General features: G+C 62.4%; 21 protein-coding genes and 1 pseudogene. 18 read left to right on the top strand and 4 right to left on the bottom strand.

Annotated features, from left to right (window positions below; all coding sequences use genetic code 11):
* Positions 1 to 1,323 precede the first annotated feature (1,323 nt).
* The 3 genes from FXV83_RS24870 to FXV83_RS24860 all read left to right on the top strand — a co-directional run bounded on the left by FXV83_RS24870 (position 1,324) and on the right by FXV83_RS24860 (position 4,162).
* The gene (locus FXV83_RS24870) at positions 1,324 to 2,763 is read left to right on the top strand and encodes an undecaprenyl-phosphate glucose phosphotransferase (protein ID WP_148742137.1); all 1,440 of its coding nucleotides are present in this window, start codon (positions 1,324 to 1,326) and stop codon (positions 2,761 to 2,763) included.
* A 729-nt stretch (positions 2,764 to 3,492) separates the two neighbouring features.
* Positions 3,493 to 3,723 carry a hypothetical protein gene (locus FXV83_RS24865; RefSeq protein WP_187436133.1) on the top strand — a complete coding sequence of 77 codons (231 nt, stop codon included), beginning with the start codon at positions 3,493 to 3,495 and terminating at the stop codon, positions 3,721 to 3,723.
* Positions 3,724 to 3,763: 40 nt separating this feature from the next.
* Positions 3,764 to 4,162, top strand: a complete 399-nt coding sequence (locus FXV83_RS24860) for a hypothetical protein (protein WP_148742133.1) — start codon at positions 3,764 to 3,766, stop codon at positions 4,160 to 4,162.
* A gap of 165 nt (positions 4,163 to 4,327) precedes the next feature.
* On the opposite strand, the gene FXV83_RS24855 is transcribed toward FXV83_RS24860, so the two are convergent.
* On the bottom strand, positions 4,328 to 4,894 hold the full coding sequence (locus tag FXV83_RS24855; protein WP_148742131.1) for an SET domain-containing protein: 567 nt from the start codon (positions 4,892 to 4,894) through the stop codon (positions 4,328 to 4,330).
* Positions 4,895 to 5,057: 163 nt separating this feature from the next.
* On the opposite strand from FXV83_RS24855, the gene FXV83_RS24850 reads away from it, so the two are divergent.
* The gene (locus tag FXV83_RS24850; protein ID WP_187436135.1) at positions 5,058 to 5,663 is read left to right on the top strand and encodes a hypothetical protein; all 606 of its coding nucleotides are present in this window, start codon (positions 5,058 to 5,060) and stop codon (positions 5,661 to 5,663) included.
* Between the two features lie 30 nt (positions 5,664 to 5,693).
* On the opposite strand, the gene FXV83_RS24845 is transcribed toward FXV83_RS24850, so the two are convergent.
* Positions 5,694 to 6,425: a TetR/AcrR family transcriptional regulator gene (locus FXV83_RS24845; RefSeq protein ID WP_148742129.1), complete on the bottom strand. Its 732-nt coding sequence runs from the start codon at positions 6,423 to 6,425 to the stop codon at positions 5,694 to 5,696.
* A gap of 105 nt (positions 6,426 to 6,530) precedes the next feature.
* Between FXV83_RS24845 and FXV83_RS24840 the strand changes: the two genes are divergently transcribed.
* From FXV83_RS24840 to FXV83_RS24815, 6 genes are all read left to right on the top strand, one after another.
* Positions 6,531 to 7,928 (top strand): carotenoid oxygenase family protein, encoded by a 1,398-nt coding sequence (locus FXV83_RS24840; protein ID WP_148742127.1) that lies wholly within the window; start codon positions 6,531 to 6,533, stop codon positions 7,926 to 7,928.
* 185 nt (positions 7,929 to 8,113) lie between these two features.
* Positions 8,114 to 8,377 (top strand): hypothetical protein, encoded by a 264-nt coding sequence (locus tag FXV83_RS24835; protein ID WP_148742125.1) that lies wholly within the window; start codon positions 8,114 to 8,116, stop codon positions 8,375 to 8,377.
* 75 nt (positions 8,378 to 8,452) lie between these two features.
* Positions 8,453 to 9,025 carry a hypothetical protein gene (locus FXV83_RS24830; RefSeq protein ID WP_148742123.1) on the top strand — a complete coding sequence of 191 codons (573 nt, stop codon included), beginning with the start codon at positions 8,453 to 8,455 and terminating at the stop codon, positions 9,023 to 9,025.
* A 28-nt stretch (positions 9,026 to 9,053) separates the two neighbouring features.
* Positions 9,054 to 9,608, top strand: a complete 555-nt coding sequence (locus FXV83_RS24825) for an inner membrane-spanning protein YciB (protein ID WP_148742122.1) — start codon at positions 9,054 to 9,056, stop codon at positions 9,606 to 9,608.
* 96 nt (positions 9,609 to 9,704) lie between these two features.
* The gene (locus tag FXV83_RS24820; RefSeq protein ID WP_148742120.1) at positions 9,705 to 10,001 is read left to right on the top strand and encodes a hypothetical protein; all 297 of its coding nucleotides are present in this window, start codon (positions 9,705 to 9,707) and stop codon (positions 9,999 to 10,001) included.
* 12 nt (positions 10,002 to 10,013) lie between these two features.
* Positions 10,014 to 10,937 (top strand): SH3 domain-containing protein, encoded by a 924-nt coding sequence (locus FXV83_RS24815; protein WP_148742118.1) that lies wholly within the window; start codon positions 10,014 to 10,016, stop codon positions 10,935 to 10,937.
* Between the two features lie 159 nt (positions 10,938 to 11,096).
* Here FXV83_RS24815 and FXV83_RS24810 read toward each other — a convergent pair whose 3' ends face one another.
* On the bottom strand, positions 11,097 to 12,767 hold the full coding sequence (locus FXV83_RS24810; protein WP_148742116.1) for a fumarate hydratase: 1,671 nt from the start codon (positions 12,765 to 12,767) through the stop codon (positions 11,097 to 11,099).
* A gap of 111 nt (positions 12,768 to 12,878) precedes the next feature.
* Between FXV83_RS24810 and FXV83_RS24805 the strand changes: the two genes are divergently transcribed.
* From FXV83_RS24805 to FXV83_RS24795, 4 genes and pseudogenes are all read left to right on the top strand, one after another.
* Positions 12,879 to 13,559: an alpha/beta hydrolase gene (locus FXV83_RS24805; protein WP_148742114.1), complete on the top strand. Its 681-nt coding sequence runs from the start codon at positions 12,879 to 12,881 to the stop codon at positions 13,557 to 13,559.
* Positions 13,560 to 13,670: 111 nt separating this feature from the next.
* Positions 13,671 to 14,150 (top strand): hypothetical protein, encoded by a 480-nt coding sequence (locus tag FXV83_RS24800; protein WP_148742112.1) that lies wholly within the window; start codon positions 13,671 to 13,673, stop codon positions 14,148 to 14,150.
* Positions 14,151 to 14,452: 302 nt separating this feature from the next.
* Positions 14,453 to 14,620, top strand: a complete 168-nt coding sequence (locus FXV83_RS42965; protein WP_187436132.1) for a hypothetical protein — start codon at positions 14,453 to 14,455, stop codon at positions 14,618 to 14,620.
* Positions 14,621 to 14,736: 116 nt separating this feature from the next.
* Positions 14,737 to 15,412 (top strand): annotated as a pseudogene (locus tag FXV83_RS24795) (methyltransferase family protein).
* 66 nt (positions 15,413 to 15,478) lie between these two features.
* On the opposite strand, the gene FXV83_RS24790 reads toward FXV83_RS24795, so the two are convergent.
* Positions 15,479 to 16,186, bottom strand: a complete 708-nt coding sequence (locus FXV83_RS24790) for a glutathione S-transferase (RefSeq protein WP_148742110.1) — start codon at positions 16,184 to 16,186, stop codon at positions 15,479 to 15,481.
* Positions 16,187 to 16,508: 322 nt separating this feature from the next.
* On the opposite strand from FXV83_RS24790, the gene FXV83_RS24785 reads away from it, so the two are divergent.
* From FXV83_RS24785 to FXV83_RS24770, 4 genes are all read left to right on the top strand, one after another.
* Positions 16,509 to 17,510 (top strand): NrtA/SsuA/CpmA family ABC transporter substrate-binding protein, encoded by a 1,002-nt coding sequence (locus FXV83_RS24785; RefSeq protein WP_148742108.1) that lies wholly within the window; start codon positions 16,509 to 16,511, stop codon positions 17,508 to 17,510.
* Positions 17,501 to 18,349, top strand: a complete 849-nt coding sequence (locus FXV83_RS24780) for an ABC transporter permease (RefSeq protein WP_148742107.1) — start codon at positions 17,501 to 17,503, stop codon at positions 18,347 to 18,349. The genes FXV83_RS24785 and FXV83_RS24780 overlap by 10 nt, the downstream gene beginning before the upstream one ends.
* Positions 18,349 to 19,209, top strand: coding sequence for an ABC transporter ATP-binding protein (locus tag FXV83_RS24775; protein ID WP_187436131.1), 861 nt, complete (start codon positions 18,349 to 18,351; stop codon positions 19,207 to 19,209). Before FXV83_RS24780 ends, FXV83_RS24775 begins: the two co-directional genes overlap by 1 nt.
* A 91-nt stretch (positions 19,210 to 19,300) precedes the next feature.
* A complete protein-coding gene (locus FXV83_RS24770) occupies positions 19,301 to 20,026 on the top strand; it encodes a Crp/Fnr family transcriptional regulator (protein WP_148742103.1) in 726 nt (241 codons plus the stop codon).
* Positions 20,027 to 20,065: the final 39 nt, after the last annotated feature.

The following is a 20,065-nucleotide window of genomic DNA, read 5'->3' as shown; positions in this document are numbered from 1 at the left end:
GCCCTCAACGGAGGGATACGTTCCAATCGTTCAGTCAATTGATGTTCGTCAAGTCAACCAAGTATTCGACGCTTAAGGTATAGGCGGAGAAGCTTAACTGGTTATGGGTCGGTACCTATGTCTGACGCTCACCATTTTTCCCCTCTGCACTTGCAGCTTACAACACCTAGATGTGCGGTTCGCACCCTACGGCAACTCCAGACTTGGCTCTTGCCAATCGGATTGGCCGCGCTTTTTGTCGCCACTCCAGAAGGCGCCGTTTCGTCAAGCGGAGCCGTCGCGGCCGGGCTCTCGTTGAACGTCATCGAGCAAAATACTCCCGGTTACAGCGAGGCATTTCCCGCCGGCGCTCCCAAGACGTCATCATGGTGCAACGGCACCTCCAGACCTGATGACGGTGGCCCCCCTTCGGACTTCACGGCCGTCACAGGACTAGCTTCGGTCTTTCCAGAATTTGGGGCGACCCAACCCGCCAATTCGGACGGAAAGATCCTCGTGGCAAATGGAAAGACGTATGTACGCCTCCGCGCCACAAAGGAATGGGCCCTCGTGCAAGACCAGAATGAAAACGAGATCGTTGGAGCCCATTTTGACGCTATGGCTCCCAAGAATTTGGCCATCCAAATGAAGATCGAGGTGCAAGCCGATGGAGGCACCCTTGTCGGCAGTCCTCCGCCTGGCCGCAACGACCTGATGTGGATGGTGAGACGAGGCAGCTTCGCTGCCGGAAGCGTGGATGCAGTGTACGTGCAGATGGACATGAGAACGTCGGATCCGAACATGAAGGTTGTCGCCAACATTGGAGCCGACTGGTGGCGAGCCCCGGATTCGCCGCATAGTGGCGTTAACAATCGAGGGGCTGGCAACAGCAACTGGGTCGAACTGTCAGCAGATTGGTCTACCCTCTATTTCTTTTCCGGGAGCACCTCGCAATTTACTGCGGACCCCCCTCCACCGTTGACCGAGTCGCCACCTCCGACACGACCCGCGAGCATGCGGCGCGCCCCAAATTCCCCATCGCCGTGCCTGCGCGTCCTGGCACCTCGATAACGGCTTGCGTGAATCACCCGGCATCGGTGAGCTTGCGAATTAATCCGCACTGAATACGGATCTAGGGACGGTCGTCGACGTCGCGTCCTCATGACATATCTCTGCGCTCACGAACCTTCCTCTCTCATCATGAAGCGCCGGATCTCGCGGTTGAGATTCGTCAAGTTCATGGTGCGCGTGGAGCAATATCCTTCCGCTGATCTACGGGCGCGAGGGACGATATCGTTAAAGGTAATGAATTGCTGCGGCCAGTCTTTTCGAAAGAGGCTCTCGATGTCCTCAGCCACATACGGTTCCAAGCATTTATCTTCTGCAGTCACCGGTCGTAGCCCTTCGCTGCAAAGACCGTTTCAAATCGTCATCATGGCGGGCGATTTCCTGCTGGTTCTGCTCAGCTATGTCTGCGCTTCCCTCGCTCATCGTGAGCTCATGGGAATTCCGGCCGACCATGAACTTTCAGTGGGCGCTGGCTTGATCGTGGCCATGCTATTTGTCACGATTGCTTTCGGTCAAGGCGGCTACGACCGCCACAATCTGCTAAATGCGAGATGGCAATCGCGCCAAGTCCTGCTTGTTTGGATCTTGTCACTGACAATTCTTGCGGTCGCTGCTTTCCTGTTGAAATCGACGACCGCTCTGTCCCGCGCCACCATCATTTTGTTCGCGGCAATGGGCCTCATTAGTCTGGGCGCACACCGTGCGGTCTGGCGCCTCGTCTTGACCTCATCCTTTGCCAGGGGCCACTCCTTCAAGCGGCGGGTCGTGTTGCTCAGCCAAAGCCCCCTCGATTTCACCTCCAGCCGCTTCAAGGATTTGCGCAAGAACGGTTTTGAGGTCGTGCATCACGTCGTGCTGAATTTGACGCCGCAGCACGACGATGCAGCGTGGGACCGGGATGTTCTCCAGATCGTTCGAGAGTCTCGTGCTGCGGAAGCAGATGAATTTCTCCTCGCTTTCAACTGGAACGAACTTCCAACATTACAAAAGCTGAGCCAACGGTTGCGCCAGGTACCAAATGCCATTCGCTTGCTGCCCGATTTCGCGATCGCGGACCTCGTGTCACGGCCTTTCGTGCCCATAAGCGGCACGATGGCGATCGAACTCCAGCGCGCCCCTCCTTCAATCGCCGAACGTGCCCTGAAGCGCGGCCTCGATGTCAGCTTGGCCTCTCTAGGGCTGTTGTGCATGGCCCCGCTGCTGATCATAACAGCGATTCTGATCAAGCTTGACTCGCCGGGCAGCGTCATTTTTCGTCAAACACGCCGCGGGATCAACGGCGGGCTGTTCGATATCTGGAAATTTCGCAGCATGACGGTTTCGGATAATGGCCCTGAGATTAGACAGGCAAGCAAGCGGGATGCGAGAGTTACCAGGATCGGTCGTCTCTTGCGCAAGACGAGCATCGACGAATTGCCTCAGCTCTGGAATGTCCTGCGCGGAGAAATGTCGTTGGTTGGCCCGCGCCCGCACGCGCTTGCGCACGACAACTACTACAATCAGATGATCAGCAACTACGCCTATCGCCACCACGTGAAGCCTGGCCTGACCGGCTGGGCCCAGGTCAACGGCTTCCGCGGTGAGACTCCAACCATCGACTTGATGAAGAAGCGCGTCGAATACGACGTCTGGTATGTGACCAATTGGAGCATCTGGCTGGATCTTCGCATTCTAATGCGTACCGCGATTGTGCTTTCGAGCCAGGATGCCTATTGAGATCGCGATTCCACAGGTGCTCATTTCGCGATGGGTGTGCTGTTGCGATAAAGATGATGTTCGTGTTCGTGCCCCGCGGATCGCCGTGGGGACTCGAAGTCAATTGATGGTCGGAAGGTATCCCTTCGAGATGAGGCGATAGTCTCGGCTGACGAGAAGACGCGCAGCTCGCGGGCGACAATTTGTCACCGAGTCGATTTTGACATCCATCAGATTTAGGAGATCCAAACTTCGTACGAACGGCCGGCAATTAACCGCGGCGTTTGAAATTGAATTGGGCGGCGTACACTCTCGACTGGACCCTTCAAACTGGCGCCTCGGTCTGGTTGACGAGCAACACCAGGTCGCGAGGCCTTCCGCCAGTAGGCACCGATTTGCCTATCCTTTTGGGGGATGCCACGATCATATACGGCACTGTGCTTGCCTCATCATCCTCTGCCGTTGTTCTCGAACTGGACAGCGGCCATCTCCGGCGGCTCACTCCAGCGACTTTCCCTTTCCCCTCGCCTCGATTCCTAGGCTCAGAATGGATTGTGCAGCGGCGCGCCTAGCAGGGGACAGGTTTGCACGCCTATCCCAAGCGCGCACTCGCCCCAGCCATGGCCGGTACCGTCGTTCCCTGCCGTAAGGCCCTCTTAGAACTGTCTTGAACAGGCGCCTTTCTTTACCCCCGAGGTAATCGAATTGGGCCCCCGGCCAGCGCATCTTCGGGAGCAACAGGAGGTGACCATGATCGCGCTGTTGCTCTACCGGACCCTTGCAGACCACATCGTGCCCTGGGCCACGACGTTCGCAACCCGAATGCTGGCGCGCGAGCTCAACATGCCCGAGCCGCTGCTGCATTCGACCGGCGACTATGTCGTCGCGCAGGTCTTCGCCTTCGAACATGGCGTCTGCAAGAGCCTCTGTCCCTTCCGCCTCGCCGCTCTCGTCCGCGCCTGGTGGCGCGGACAGCACTGAGTTTCACCCCAAGCCCCCCAAACCGTGAGAGGAGACCATGATGATTAACGCATCCATCTTCCTGCGCCGCGCGCTGCTCGCCGACGCCATCTTCAGCGGCGTCGCCGCCCTTGGCTTCACTTTCGGTGCGAGCGCGTTTGCGGCGCTCTTCAACCTGCCTGAAGCGCTGCTGAGCGAGACCGGCCTGTTCCTGATCGCCTACGCTGCGCTGGTCGGCTGGCTCGCCTCGCGCGCAGCGGCGCCGAAGCCGCTCGTGCTGCTGGTCGTGATCGGCAACGTCGCCTGGACGATCGGAAGCATCGCACTGCTGTTCTCGGGCGCGGTGTCGCCGAACCTTTCCGGCGAGCTCATGGTGGTGGCGCAGGCGATCGCGACGGGTGTGTTCGCCGAGCTGCAATATGTGGGATTGCGGAAGAGCGAGAACGCCGCAATGGCGTGACACCTGGCCTGACAGGCAAACCGCTAGCAGTCGTCGCCCGGTTTGACCGGGCGACGCAGCATTCCAGAGATAGTCATTTTTAAGTAGAAAAGCCGCGACGTACTGGAGATGCCCCGCCCCAGTGCGCAATTGCGCACAAGGCGGGGCATGACCGCGAGGTTGAGCCTACGCCCGCGAGCGCCCGACCTTGCCGCCGAAGTGCTTGCCGTTCAGCTTCTTCTTTTTCGCGGCTGGAGCCTTGCCAGTGGCCTTCTCGGCTTTGCGCTCTGCGCGCGCCTTGACCTTGGCCCGCTCGGCCCGGGCTTCGGCGCGCAGCTTCTTGCGCTTCTTCTCGCAAGACTCGCATTTGCAGCCGATCGGCTTCAGATAGGCTTTGAAATAGTCGGTGCCGTAATCGTAGTTGATCTCATCGCCCGGCTCGATGTTCTTGATGGCGCGGATATAGACCTTGCGCTCGCGTGGACGGACGTCGGATTCGGCGTTGGGCCGGCAGGAATGGTTGATATAGCGGGCGAGGTTCTTGCGCACCGAGCCGTCGATGGTCCAGCGGCCATTGAGCTCGAACAGGTACTTGTTCTCGATGTCATCCTGCTCGGGGATGCGCGAATCCAGGATCGGCCCGAAATAGCGGACGATCCGGGTCCCCTTCTTGATCGGTTTGGTGGCGAAGAGGCCGAGTCCGGTCTTGGAGCGGCCGACGCGGTAAGGTTTGTTCGACGAGGTGGTTGGCATGATCAGTAAAATAGAGGACGCGAACAAGGCTCGATGAAGCCCAAGCGAAGCCGCCGTTCTAGAACGATTCCGCCTCCCTGTCAGGTGTCTCCCGGGCTTGTTTGAACCTTGCCCACAGTGAACGCGTCAGATGGACGGAGTTCCGCTGCATCGAGGCCTCATGATGACCCGTATTGCCTCCCTATGGCTGGCCCTGTTGCTGATGGGCACCGGCCTCGATCGCGCCGGCGCCCAATCGCTGGGTAGCAGCTATACCTCCACCGCGCCGAAGGATTGCCGCCAGATCGGCAAGCCCGGCGAGCTCGACGGCAGCACCACGCGCGTGTGTCCGGGCAAGAACGGCCTCCTCGTGCTGATCGCCGAGGACGACCTTCGCGAAGTCGTCTCAGTCGGCCGCAATCGCAAGCTCGCTGCCGAGGAACCGGCAGCAAAGGTCTGGTTCGGCCCATTCAATTCGTCTGAAACCACGGCCGAATGGCGCGCCAGCGGCGCAAAGCCGTTCGCCATCATCCAGCGCTGGCACATCGCCGACGGGACTGACCTCGACAAGCAGGGGCGGCCCAACACCAAGGCCATGCTCGTCGTCACGCGGCTGCCGCCCGGACCGGTCTGCCACGTCGCCTATGTCGATGCCGTCGCCAATCCGAACGCCAATGAGCTCGCGCGCACGGCCGCGGACGAGGCTGCCCGCGGTTTTCGATGTGGCAAGGACGAGGTGAAAATCATCGGCGCGAGCGGCCGCGCGGTCGAACTCGCGACCAGGCGTTAGGCGTTCGCCTGGCGCCATGGGCCGATCCAGTCAGCATCCTGGCAGCTTCGGCACCACCGTCGACGTCAGCATCGCCTGGAGAAGCTGTTCAGCCGTTGTCCCCTTGGGCAGCCGCTCCAAAATATCCTTGAGCCGTCCATCGAGCAGCAGCGTGGTGAAGCCGTGCACCATCGACCAGGCGCGCGCGATCGCCGCGCCCTGATCGAGCGTCAGTGCATCGCCGCTGATCTGCTCCTGCCGCATCGCGCCGATCGCGTTGGCCAGACCGGCGAACGAGGCCTCGGACGCCTCGTGCAGCGAAGGCCTGGAATAGTCGAGCCGCTCGGTGCGGAACATCAGGCCGTACATGCCGGGATGGGCCTGCGCATAGGCGACATAGGCCTTCGGCCGCGCCAGCGTGCGCTCGAGCGGCGTGGTGGCGGCGTCGCAGGCCGAGACCATCGCCGCGTTGAACTGGCGGAAGCCGATCGCCGCGAGTTCGCTGACGAGGCCGGTCAGATCGCCGAAATGATGCGTCGGCGCTGCATGCGACACCCCCGCCTCGCGCGCCACCGCGCGCAGCGTGAGACCGGCGAGACCCTCGCGCTCCAGCACCCGTTCGGCGGCCTGGAGCAGCGCCTCGCGCAGGGCACCGTGGTGATAGGGCGTCTCGGTCTTCGCGCTCGCCGCGCGGCGCGCCGGGCGTGCCGATGCGCTCGATGATGTCGTTCCCCGATTGCGCGGGCTGTGCGCTGTTTCGCTCTTGATCTCGCTCTTGGTCATGTCCCCAGCTATATGACGCAATATTGACAGTGTAAAGATTTCCCTTGACCGACGTTGTAATCGGCGCTATCTGATCTTTACGATGTAAAGATAGGGAGAGACGCCGTGCAGCAGGATGCCATCGCCGAGCGCCGCAACAACCTCGCTCCGATCCCGTTCGAGGCGGATGCATTTTTCCTCAAGATCGTCGGCGAAATGCCGCGCGAGCTGAACGGCACGCTCTATCGCAACGGCCCCAATCCGCAGTTCGACTCTCCCGGCGCGCACTGGTTCGTCGGCGACGGCATGCTGCACGCCTTCCACCTCGATAACGGTCGCGCAAGCTACCGCAATCGCTGGGTCCGCACGCCGAAATGGCTGGCCGAGCACGATGCCGGCCGCGCTCTATTCAGCGGCTTCGGCCGCAAGCTGCCGGATGCGCCGGCAAACCTCAGCGATAGCGGCGTCGCCAATACCAACATCATCTTCCATGCCGGCAAGCTCTTGGCGCTCGAGGAGGCCCATCTGCCGACCGAGATCGAGCCGGGCACGCTAGCAACGCGCGGCTACCACAACTATCAGGGCCGCGTTGCGGGCAGCTTCACGGCGCATCCGAAGATCGATCCCGTCAGCGGCGAGCTCGTGTTCTTCGGCTACAACGCGGCGGGGCCGCTGACATCCGCCCTCTCCTATGGATCGATCGATGCGTCGGGCAAGGCAACACGCTTCGAGCGTTTCGAGGCGCCCTATGCCAGCATGGTGCACGACTTCATCGTCACCGCAAACCACGTCCTGTTTCCGATCCTGCCGATCACCGGCAGCATGGAGCGTGCGATAAGCGGACGGCCGCCCTATGCCTGGGAGCCGGACAAGGGCGCTTATGTCGGCGTGATGAAGCGCAAGGGCACGGCAAAAGACATCGTCTGGTTCCGCGCTGAAGCCTGTTACGTCTTCCACGTCATGAATGCGTGGGAGGACGGCGATCGCATCATCGCCGACGTCATGCAGTTCGAGGAAGCGCCGCTGTTTCCGCATCCCGATGGGCGACCGACCGATCCCGAAAAATCGCGCGCTCGCCACTGCCGCTGGACGTTCGATCTCGCCGGGAATACCGACCGCTTCCAGCAGACTTATCTGGACGATCTCACCGGCGAATTCCCGCGCATCGACGATCGCCGCGCCGGCTTGAAGAGCCGTCACGGCTGGTACGCCTGCGCCAATCCGAGGCTGCCGATGTTCGGCGCGCTGTCCGGCATCGTCCATGTCGACGGCGCCGGCAGGCGGCTCGGGCACTATCTGCTGCCGGCCGGCGATACCATCTCCGAGCCGGTGTTCGTCGAGCGATCGAAAGACGCGCCCGAGGGCGACGGCTGGCTGCTCGCGGTGGTCTGGCGCGCGCGGGAGAACCGCAGCGACCTCGCCATCTTCAACGCCACAGATGTCGAGGTCGGCCCCGTCGCGCTGGTACAGCTCGGCCACCGCGTGCCTGATGGTTTTCACGGCAATTGGGTGGGAGCGCAATAACACTGCCCGGTCATTCCGGGGCGCGACGAAGTCGCGAGCTACGATGCGCAATTGCGCATCTGAGAATCCATTTCACCTCGCGGACCGCTGCCCGACGGATTCTCAAATGCGCACTTGAGTATCTTAGCTCGTGCTGACGCGTGCCCCGGAATGACAGCGTAGATGTGTCACCAGAGAGGCCTTCCATGCACGCGCCATCAATCACCGCCGACTGCTTCGCAGTTCTTGCCCTGGCCTGTGCCGCGCTCGCACTCTGGATGATCCGGCTGCGGCGGAGCAGCCATGCCACCTTAAGCGGCTGCATCCTGCTCTCGATCAGCCTCTTGATCGCCAGCGCGGTGCCGATCCTGTCGATCGTGCCCTGGGCGACATTCGCCGAAGAGGCATCAGACCAAGTCCTTGCAGCAGTTCATCTTTTGCAGGTAGCTTACATAATTTTGACACTGTAAAGATTTCACTTGACCGTGCCTCGTCACTGAATTAGTTATCTTTACATCGTAAAGATTGACCCACCGAGGCGGCCCATGACGATTTTCCTGATCCTTGCCCCCTACGGCGTCTACACCTTCCTGCTGCTCGTGACCTCGGCGACGGTGAGCGTGTTCGCGGCCTCCGCGATCTGCCTCGCCACCATCGCAGTCGATGTGATGCGCGGCCGCTCGGTGAAGATTCTCGCCGCCGGCTCGGCGATGCTGTTCGCCGGTATCGGCCTCTACCTCGCCTTTGCCCACCCCGCGCTGAGCGAGCTTGCGGTCAAGGTGTCAGTCGACGCCGGCATCTTCCTCATTTCGCTGGGCTCGATGCTGGTCCGCCGTCCCTTCACGCTGCAATATGCGCTGGAAGAGGTGCCCGCCGAGACCGCGGGAATGCCGGGCTTCCTGCGCGCCAACTATACGATCACCGCGGCCTGGACCGCCGCCACGCTGTTGATGATGGCGGCCAACGTCGTCCTGCTCTATGTGCCCGGCCTCCCAATCTGGTCGAGCCTCGCAATCGCATTTGCAGCCCGCAACAGCGCAATTTATTTTACGAAGTGGTATCCTGAGTATCGCAGGATCAAGGACATCGCCGCAGCCGCGGCGCTGCCCAACGGCTGATCGAAGCCTGACCCGAAAAGGACCGACGATGAAGGACGTGTTTGCCCGCCTTGCCTCCGACTTCCTTTCGGCCATCATCTTCCTGGCGATCTATCTCATCACCGACAATGTGGTCCTGGCAACCTCGGTGGCGATTGCCACTGCAATCGCACAGGTGATCTACGCCCGCGTCAAAGGAAGCCAGTTGAGCTTCATGACCTATGCGAGCCTCGCGCTCGTCATCGTGCTGGGGTCGATGACGCTCCTCACCAACGATCCCCGCTTCATGCTGGCGAAGCCCGCGATCGCGCATTTCGCAATCGGCGTCATCATGCTCAAGCGCGGCTGGATGCTGCGCTACATGCCGCCGGTCGTCGCCGAGACCGTTCCGGAATATGTGACGACTGCGGGCTATGCCTGGTCGGGCCTGATGTTCGTGATCGGCGCCGGCACGATCGCGGTCGCCTCCACCGGCGACCTGAGACTGTGGGCGTTCTACATTTCCGTGGTCGCCGGCGGCGCCAAGATCCTGGCTTTTGCCGTGCAATATGTCGTTCTGCGGCTCATCGTCACAAGCCGCCTGCGCGCCGCTGCCCGCGCCTGACACAGTGTTAGGCAGGGGCTCCGAGTTGGGTTATAGGCTCGGCGCTGGACCGGCCGCGGATCGTCGCGCTTCGCCGGATGACCTTGGGAGGCGGGAATGGCCGTGGACGGCAACTGGAATCTGACCATGACGACCCCGATGGGCGAGCGCCAGGCGACGCTGACCCTGTTGAGCTCCGCCGGTACGCTGACGGGCACGCAGGGCGCCGACGGCAATTCCGCCGAGATTTTCGACGGCACCATCAGCGGCGACGCCGTCAACTGGAAGGTCTCGATCACCAATCCGATGCCGTTGACGCTCGAGTTCATCGGAACGGTCTCCGGCGACAGCATGAGCGGCGAGATGGGCATCGGCCCGATGGGCAGCTTCCCGTTTACGGGCACGCGCGCGTAGAGCACGGCGACCATGCGCGTTCTCCGCCTTATCGCGGCAACGATCCTGTGTGTCGCTGCGCCGGCGGCAGGGCGTGCGGACGACACCGAACCGGCGTGGCGCGTGAGCGCGCTCGCCCTGGTGCCGGCAGGCCACGTGGCAGGCGCAGCATATCGAACCGACGGTTCGATCGGGTATCTTGCCGTCTATCCGTCAACGTCGAACGACCCGAAGTCGCCCGCGAGCCTATTCGCTGTCCGCCAAGAGCTAACGGTCACGCTTGCGCCGGACGGGAAGCGCGCTGTATCGGCTGAATTGAAGCCGCGCACTGAACCCGGTCCCGACGACGACGACATTGCTTCCGCAAAGCTGCACGCCGATCTCGCGGCGAAAAGCGCAACGCTCCCCGGGGGCACCGAGCCCTGCGATCTCGGCGCGTGGTCGATCGACAAGGATCCGAACGGCCTCAACGTGCGCGCCGAACCCTCGGTGAAGGCGCGCGTGATCGGCACACTGCCGCCGCCCTACCGGCTGAAGCTCGGCGGCAGCGAGAACACGCCCGACGGCGGCTGGCTCACCGAATTCCGCATCATCGGTTTCAGGGACGGTTGGTTCCTGATCGAAGGCGCCAAACCGCCGGGCAAGGACTACGAGGACGAGACAAAGTATCCGCGCAATGCGCCAAAGCCCTATGCGGGGCGAGGCTGGGTCGCAGCCAACAAGGTTGGCGCGGCCTACGCCAATGGCGGCACGCGCATGGGCGGCCTGTTCCAGGCCCCCTTCGTCGACGCCAGATGGATGCCGGCGCAGCGCGAGCTTGGCGGCCCTATCGACACTGACGGCGGCCCGAAGCGGCTGCTTGCATGCAGCGGCTTTTGGGGTCTCGTCGAAAGCCAGGACGGCGTCCGCGGCTGGTGGCGCGGGCTCTGCTCCAACCAGGTCACGAATTGCAGTTAGCGAGTGGGTGCGAGAGCTCCGAAAAACGGGTGCAGGCTCGCCGCGCAATCAGCGTCATCACCGGGCTTGTCCCGGTGATCCACGCTTCTCCGCGATCTCGGAAGGCCGTGGATGGCCGGGACAAGCCCGGCCATGACGAACCTGGGAGAGTGACGTTCCTCAGCCCAAATTCAATTCCTTGAAGAAGTCGTTGCCCTTGTCGTCGATGATGATGAAGGCGGGGAAATCGACGACCTCGATGCGCCAGATCGCTTCCATGCCGAGCTCGGGATATTCGAGCACCTCGACCTTCTTGATGCAGTGCTCGGCGAGGTTCGCCGCCGCCCCTCCGATCGAGCCGAGATAGAAGCCGCCATATTTCTTGCAGGCCTCGCGCACGGCCGGCGCGCGGTTGCCCTTCGCCACCATCACCATCGAGCCGCCTGCGGCCTGAAACTGGTCGACGAAGGAATCCATGCGTCCCGCGGTGGTCGGGCCGAACGCACCGGAGGCATAACCCTCGGGCGTCTTGGCGGGGCCGGCGTAATACACCGGATGGTTCTTGAAGTAATCCGGCAGCGGTTCGCCCTTCTCAAGCCGCTCGCGCAGCTTGGCATGCGCGGAATCGCGCGCCACGATCATGGTGCCGGTCATCGAGACCCGCGTCTTGATCGGATATTGCGAGAAGGTCGCCAGAATGTCCTTCATCGGCTGGTTGAGGTCGATCTTGACGACCTCTCCGCCGAGCGACTGCTCGACTTCCGGCAAATATTGCGCCGGGTTGTGCTCGAGCTCTTCGAGATAGACGCCGTCCTTGGTGATCTTGCCGAGCACCTGACGGTCGGCCGAGCAGGACACGCCAAGCCCGATCGGCAGCGAGGCGCCGTGGCGCGGCATGCGGATCACCCGCACGTCGTGGCAGAAATACTTTCCGCCGAACTGCGCGCCGACGCCGAGTGACTGCGTCATCTTGTGGATTTCCTGCTCCATCTCGACGTCGCGGAAGGCGTTGCCGTCGGGCGAGCCGTGGGTCGGCAGCGCATCGAGATAGCGGGCGGATGCAAGCTTCACCGTCTTCATGCAGAGCTCGGCCGAGGTGCCGCCGATCACGATGGCAAGGTGATAGGGCGGGCACGCGGCGGTGCCGAGCGTCAGGATCTTCTCCTTCAGGAAAGCGAGCAGCCGGTCCCTGGTCAGCACCGAGGGCGTTGCCTGAAACAGGAAGCTCTTGTTGGCGCTGCCGCCGCCCTTCGCCATGAACATGAACTTGTAGGCCGAGTCTACGTCTGAAGAGCCGCCCTCGGCGTAGATCTCGCACTGCGCCGGCATGTTGTTGGCGGTGTTCTTCTCCTCGTACATCGAGAGCGGCGCGACCTGCGAATAGCGCAGATTGCGGCGCAGGTAAGCGTCGCGCGCGCCTTCCGACAGCGCCGCCTCATCGTCACCGTCGGTGATGACGTTGCAGCCCTTCTTGCCCATGATGATCGCGGTGCCGGTGTCCTGGCACATCGGCAGTACGCCGCCGGCGGCGATGTTGGCGTTCTTCAAAAAGTCGAGCGCGACGAACTTGTCGTTCGGACTGGCCTCGCCGTCCTCCAGGATCGCGCGGAGCTGCTTCAAATGGCCGGGCCGCAGATAGTGGTTGATGTCGCCGAAGGCGGCTTCCGATAGCGCCCGCAGCGCCTCGCGCGACACCACCAGCATGTCTTTGCCCAGGACCTTCTCGACCCGGACGCCCTCGGCCGTGATCTTCTTGTAGGGCGTCTCATCCTTGCCCAGCGGAAACAGCGGGGTGTGCTTGTAGGGCGGGACGGGCTTTGACGGATCGGGGAATGCGGTGGGAGCGTTCATGAATGGCTCGCGGGTTAAATCCCAGGAAAAGGCGGTATTGAAAGGTCTGATAGACCACCATCTTGTGCGAGCGCAACAGATGTCTCGGAATGGCGGCCGCGGAGCGTCCCAATGGCGACTTTCGTATTGATTCCAGGTGGTTGGCGCGGCGGCTGGACGTTCGCCGAGTTCGTCGCCAGGCTGAACCGGTCAGGCCATGAGGCCGCCGCTGTAGCCCTCAGCGGCCTGCATGCGGAGCATGAGCGATCCGCAGCCCCCATTAACCTGGACACCCATATCGCCGACGTCCTGGACCTTCTGAGACTTAAGGATCTCTCTGAAGTGATCCTGTGTTCCCACAGCTATGGCGGAATGGTCGCGAGCGGCGTCGCCGACAGGGCCCCCGAGCGCATCGCAGCGCTTGTCTACCTCGATGCCTTCGTGCCCGAACACGGTCAGTCCTGGTGGGACCTTGCGGGCGAGCATTTCCGGAATCTGGCGATCGACCGCGCCCGTCACGATGGCCTCAGCGTACTCCCGCCAGAGGGCGGCGATCCCCGACGCCGGCCCCATCCGCTCGGCTCTTTCCTTCAAGCCGTGCATCTGCCGCGCGCGCCCGCGCCTATGCCGCGCGTCTTCGTCTATGCCAGCGGCTGGAGCGCAACGCCCTTCACCGCCCAATATCAACGCCTGCGCGACGATCCGGCCTGGATCGTTCACAGCCTCGCCTGCGGCCACGACGTCATCAACGCTGCGCCGGATGAGATTTTCGAGATCCTCATGCAGACGGCAGCCCGCCTCGCAACGACCTAGCGATGTTGCAGAAGAACGTCATCCCGGACGTTCACGATTCTGCACGGCTTGTCCACCCTTGCGCTTCGCGCCCTCGGACGCTTGAATGCGCCCCCTAAGGGGCATTTCATCATGATTTTGAAACTGAACGTCCGCGGCGCGCTTCTGCTTACCGCCGCCATCACCGCGCTTGTCACCCTCGCCGCGCCTGCGCGCGCGGACCAGTGCGACGATATCGCCAAGCAGCTCGCGAGCGGCATTGACAAGCTGAAGATCAACTTCAAGGCCGCCAACATCATATATCTCACTCACCCGGCGGCGAAGGAGCTGTCGCTCGGCTGCCGCGCGCAGGGGAAGACTTACGCCAACGAACTCTATGCCAAGGGCGATCGCAAGCCGGCGCCACAGTTCTACGATCTGGCCGGGTCCGCGGCCGCGATCATTTTCACGCTGCCGAAGGGCGACACCACGACCGGCGCCACGCGCTGCCTGAAGCGGATGGGCCTGTTGCGCGGCGACAAAGTGTCGATGCGGTACAAGCGCCTCAACATGGAATGCACGCGCACGAAAACGGACGCCGCGATCGCGATCACGCGGCCAAAGGACGAGTAGGCGCACGCCTGCGGTCCCGCCGTTGGCGTGATCCGGACGCATCGCGACGTCGGGGAGCCACATACTCCGTTATTGCGAGCGCAGCGAAGCAATCCAGAAATCCCGCCGCGGAGACAGTCTGGATTGCTTCACTGCGTTCGCAATGACGGTGGAGAGAGCCACTGTCCTCAAAACGGTGCAATCGCGGAGGCAGAGGGACGCGTCTCGCCGGGCCAAATCCCTCGCATTTTAGCGATTGCCTTGACGGAAGGTTCGTTCCTCGCGGGCCAGTGTGGATTGTTTCCACCTGTGAGGGTTTGTGGATGAGTGTTTCCAGCGTTGCACCGCCGCCGATCACGATCGTGGTCCCGAGCTACGACACGACCAAGCAGCAGGACGACCAAGCCAAGACCGACGACCCGACCTACAAGCCGCCGCCGCCCGCACCGCTGCCGCCGGGACAGGGTACGCGGATCGATCAGCTCGCCTGAGCGAATCCGCCGACGATGGTTCGCCCGATCCTGTCGATCGGGTCTGTTCCGCATCCGGCCCCATCTTTGCCGGATAGCCTGGCCAATATCGTGCGACATTGCCCGGGGAACCGTGCATGATCGCAAAATTGCTGTTGCAGAATACGATCTTCGTTGTGGCGATGGGCGCGCTGCTGTTCGCATCCGCCGGAACGCTGCATTGGCCCGGCGCCTGGGCAATGCTGGTCGCGTCCGCCCTGCTCGGCCCGCTCTGCGGCTGGTGGCTTTACCGGCTCGATCCGGCGCTGTTGGCCGAGCGTCTTCGCCCGGTCATCCAGAAGGACCAGCCGCTCGCCGACAAAGCCTTCATCATAGCGTTCGTGCTGGCGATGCTGATCTGGCTGGTCGCCATGGGGATCGACCGGCGCTATCTCGCGTCCAACGTGCCGCTCGCACTACAGGCGCTCGGATTTCTGCTGATCCTGGCCTCGACCTTCTTCACGATGTGGGTGTTCCGCGAGAACTCGTTCGCCGCGCCTGTGGTGAAGCTGCAGGCCGAGCGCGCGCAGCGCGTGATCTCGACCGGGCCCTACGCCCATGTCCGCCATCCCATGTACAGCGGCATGGTCCTGTTCTTCACCGGCCTGCCGTTGCTGCTGGGATCATGGTGGGGACTTGCGATGATGCCCGTGTTCCTCGCCCTGTTCGCGGTCCGCATCCGCATCGAGGAGCGCACGCTGAAACAAGGTCTGCCAGGCTACACCAATTATGCGGCCCCGGGTGCCCTATCGCCTGCTGCCGGGTATCTGGTGAGCGCGCATCAATAGCGCCGCGCCGTTGGGAAAAGCATTCTTGCGCTCCGATCAGCTGACGGACCGGCTAATCATCGAGTTCGCGGTAACGGCGGAAGATGCCCTGCTCGTTGAAGGCAATGCGGCGGTCGCTGGCGAGATACGCCTCGATGTTCGGCCGCGCCGCGACGCGACCGTGCAGTCCGACCAGGCCCGGGATATCTGCCTCGAAAGCCTTCATCCGTTTCGGGAAAGCGTAGCGCAGCCCGTCGACGATCTGGAACAGCGAAAGATCGACATACGTCAATTTGCGGCCGGTGACGTAGGCACCGCCACGATCCGTCAGAAGCTGCTCGAAATAGCCGAGATATTTCGGCACGCGCTCGCTCCAGAAATCGGCCGTTCGCTTCTTCGCGGGCGGCTTCTGGTCCTCGTAGTATAGCGAAGGCCCGAGCGGATGATGGGTATCGTGGATCTCGACCACGAAGTCGGTGATGGTGAGCTGAAGCTGATGCACCCAGAGCCGGCCTGCTTCCGTCTTCGGCGCGAGCCCGTGGCGGGCGCCGAGATAGAGCAGGATGTTGGCGGTCTGGCCGATGACGAGCTTGCCGGCTTTCAGAAAGGGCGGCGCGAAGGGCGGCGTGCCGCCACGCCCGTCCATCATCTTCATCATCGCACTGGTGCCGCGCGGACCGCGCGCGACATCGACGTACGTCGCACCCGCCTCCTCCAGCGCCAGGCGCACATATTCGCCGCGGCCCTGAATCTCAGGCCAGTAGTAGAGCTCGTATTTCATGAGGGGCAATCCGTGAACGCTTGGTGCAGTCATACCAATATAGCACGCAGGCCACGGTTCCATCAGCGCTAGACGCTCGGCGCATACACACTCGATTCGCCGACGCGACGGCATTCCCGATTTGCCAGCCCGCGGTGGGAGCCGGGACCGCGCATGTCGATTAATTGCTTCCCCGGACCGCTGCGCCCGGCGAGCATGCCGAGCCTGGCCGATCGCAAAAGTGATCGCCCAGGGAGGACGTGGGGACAATTTGTGCGGGCCGTTCAGGGCGGTATCCGCGATCGGGCTTTGCCGCGAGCCGCGGCGCTAGGGGAGATCGTCCATGCATCGGAAGACCACCAGCCGCATTGCAGCGCTTGCGAGCTATGTCGCGCTTTCGTGCCTTGCCGCCGGACCGGACCGCGCCTCCGCTGAGGAACTCTTGAAGGCTCGCCTGGCGCAAAACCTCGGGCCGATTTCCGGCCTTGCGATCGTAGCCAAGTCGAAAGGGATCTTCGAGAAGCATGGACTGGAGATCACGGTCTCGAACTTCACCTCCGGCAAGCAGTGTCTCGACACCGTGATCGGCGGCGGCGCGGATATCGCAACGACGGCGGAAGCGCCGGTCACCGCGTCGGCGATGGCAAACCAGCCGATCGCCTTCGTGGCCGGCATGGAATATTCCGATCTCAAGACCGTGGTTGCCGCCAAGGCCGGCATCAAAACCAGAGCGGATCTCCGTGGCAAGCGGATCGCGTTCACCGCCGGCACCGGCAGCGAGGTCTATACCGTGACGCTGTTGAAATCGGCGGGCTTGACGGCCAAGGACGTCACCTTGGTCAATCTGCGCCCGCAGGAGATGCTGCCGGCACTGGCGGCCGGAAGCATCGATGCGTTCGACACCTGGGAGCCGCACATCTCCAACGCGAAGAAGGCGCTCGGCGAAGCTGCCGGCGAACTCGACACAAAGGGGACCTACTCCGAGACGTTCAACATCGTAGTGATGCGGCCTTATCTCGACGCCAATCCCGCGCTGGTCGAGAAGTTTATCGGCGCACTGATCGATGTCGAAATCTGGATGAAAGCGCATCCGGACGAAGCAATCGCGGTGGTGGCGGATGCGGCCGGCATGAAGCGGGACGAACTCTCGGCGATCTGGACCGAGTACGTCTACCGGGTGCGTCTTGACGACCGGCTGATCGAAATCCTTCGAACACACGCGGCATGGCGCCTTGAAAGCGGCAATCATCCGCCGGGCGCCACGATGCCGGATTTCCGCAACATCATCGCCGCGGAGCCGCTCAAGAAACTCGATCCCGCGCGAGTCACCCTGTCGTGGAAATAGGTGCCGAAGCGATCGTGCAGAACAAGACTCCAAAGCGCGCTGCTGTGACGGCCGGAGCTGATCGTCCTGGCCGGCGGCCGACCTCGGGCCGTTTTCGTCGTCTCAATGTCTTGGTTGGGGTACTTTCGATCCCCCTGTTCGTCATTCTTTGGGAGCTGATCTCCCGATCGGGCATCGTCAATATGGTACTATTCCCGCCGCCGACCGTGGTTGCGGCAGCCGTCCTGGAATGGATGCGAAGCGGACAGTTTTTTTGGGACGTGGCAGCAAGCCTCTATCGAGTCTCCGCAGGTTTCCTCCTCGGCAGCGCGCTCGGCGTCCTGCTCGGCATTCTCACGGGCCAATTTCCCGTCGTTTCCAGCCTGCTGTCGCCGCTGTTTCAGATCCTGCGGCCAATCCCGCCGATTGCTTTCGTGCCGATCGTCATTCTCTGGTTTGGCCTGTCGGAAGCAGGAAAGCTGTTTCTCGTCGTGTGGGGCGTATTCTTCACGGTATGGCTGTCGACCCATATTGGCGTGCAGAAGGTCGACCGCGGCTTGATCCGCGCCGCGTTGATGCTCGGCACGCCGCGGCGGCAGATGCTACAGGAGATCATTCTGCTGGGCGCATTGCCCTACATCGTGGTCGGGCTGCGCACTGCGGTCAGCATCTCCTTCTACACGCTGGTCGCAGCGGAACTTGCCGGCACGTTTGCGGGCGTTGTCTACCGGATCGAGATCGCGCAGCAAAATCTACAGACAGGCCAGGTGATGGGCGGACTAGCGGCGCTCGGGCTGATTTCCTTCATCGCCGATCGGCTGTTTGCCGCTCTTGCAGAACGAACGGTTTGGTGGCGCTGATGTCGGGATATCGCTCGACCACAAAACTGGCGCTGGCAAGTTCGCAGCCGTCTGTCAAGGCGGCGTCGAAACAACCGGCGATACAAGTCTCAAACCTGAGCATCGTGTTCGACACCAATCGCGGCCAGATGATCGCGGTAGACCGGGTTTCCTTCGACGTCGCAGCCGGCGAGTTCGTCTGCATCGTCGGTCCTTCGGGCTGCGGCAAGTCCACTGTGCTCAATACGATTGCCGGGCTGGAGCTGCCGTTCGAAGGCGAAATCCTGGTGGAAGGGTCGCCCGTGGGCAATCCGCGGCCCGATATCGGCATGGTGTTTCAGCAGCCGCATCTGTTTCCCTGGAAGTCCGTTCGCAGAAACATCGCCCACGGTCCGAGAATGCTCGGAAGGTCCGCGAAGGAGGCCTGCGCCATCGCGGACGATCTGATCGCGATGATCGGGCTTAAACGCTTCGCCGACGCCTATCCGAACACGCTGTCCGGCGGCATGCAGCAGCGCGTCGCAATTGCGCGCGCGCTTGCCAATGAGCCGCGCGTTCTGCTAATGGACGAGCCATTCGGGGCACTTGACGCGCAGACCCGAGCGGTGATGCAGGACAATCTGCTGGAGCTGCGGGACCGGATCAAGGCGACCATCGTGTTCGTCACGCACGATATCGATGAAGCCATCGTGTTGGCCGACCGCGTCCTGATCATGAGCGCGGGGCCCGGTCGCATCCTGCGGGAAGTCGCCGTCAACCTGCCGCGTCCGCGTTCGAGCGCGATCCTGATCGAGCCGACCTACCTGGCGCTCAAGAGAGACTGCCTCGAAGTCATTCGCGCGGAAGGGTTGCGGGCGTTCAATCAATCGGACTCGAGCTGACCGCGCCGATGCTCGCGTGACGCCAAGCCGCCGATAGTGCGCTGGCACGGTTCTTGAATAATCGAAGCCGTCTCTTGACGTGGAGCCGGCGATGCACAGGGCGAATAGCGCGGTAGCGGCTGGCGTGATGCTGGCAGAGTCGGACAATCTTGTGAGGCCGCTGCCCGGCCTGTTGGATGGCCTGAGCAGCGTCGATTGCAAGCGGTTGCGCGCGATCGGACGAGAAAAGCTCTTGGAAGCAGGGCAGCTGGTCTGGAGCCAGGGCGATGCACAGAACGGAATCTATCTCATCCGCGAGGGGCGCGTTCGCAGCTATTACGTGGCGCCCTCGGGACGGGAGGTCACGCTCGCCTACTGGTTTGCGGGCAATTTCGTCGGTGGTCCCGATATCTTCGGAATGGGTCCACATATGTGGACATCGGTTGCGGCAGAGCGCAGCCTGCTGACGTTCCTGCCTGGCTTGGCCTTGCGGCGCCTCGCGCTGGAATCCTCTTCGATCGCGGTCGCCTTGCTGGATGCCCTCGCTTTCAAGGCGCGATGCTATTCGGCGATGGCCCAGATGCTGGGGACGCGGTCAGTCACGGAGCGGCTGCACCGGCTGTTGATCTTCCTCTCGCACGTCTATGGCGTGCAGCGCGACGGTGAGACCGTCATTGGCATGCCTTTTACCCACGGCGATCTCGCAAACCTGATCGGATCCACCCGTCAGTGGGTGACGGTGCAACTTGCGCGCCTCCAGGAGCAAGGCGTCATCACCTACGATCGATCGATGATTTCGATTCTTGATCTTTCGAGGCTTGATCGGGAGATGAACTAAAGCCCCTTGGAGAGAGGTGAAGAGGTCTGGCAGCCGATT

Origin of the sequence: Bradyrhizobium hipponense, assembly GCF_008123965.1 — a bacterium.
GTDB classification, from domain to species: Bacteria; Pseudomonadota; Alphaproteobacteria; order Rhizobiales; family Xanthobacteraceae; genus Bradyrhizobium; species Bradyrhizobium hipponense.
Note: the sequence above shows the minus strand (reverse complement) of the source record. Positions and strands in the feature narration are given on the sequence as shown.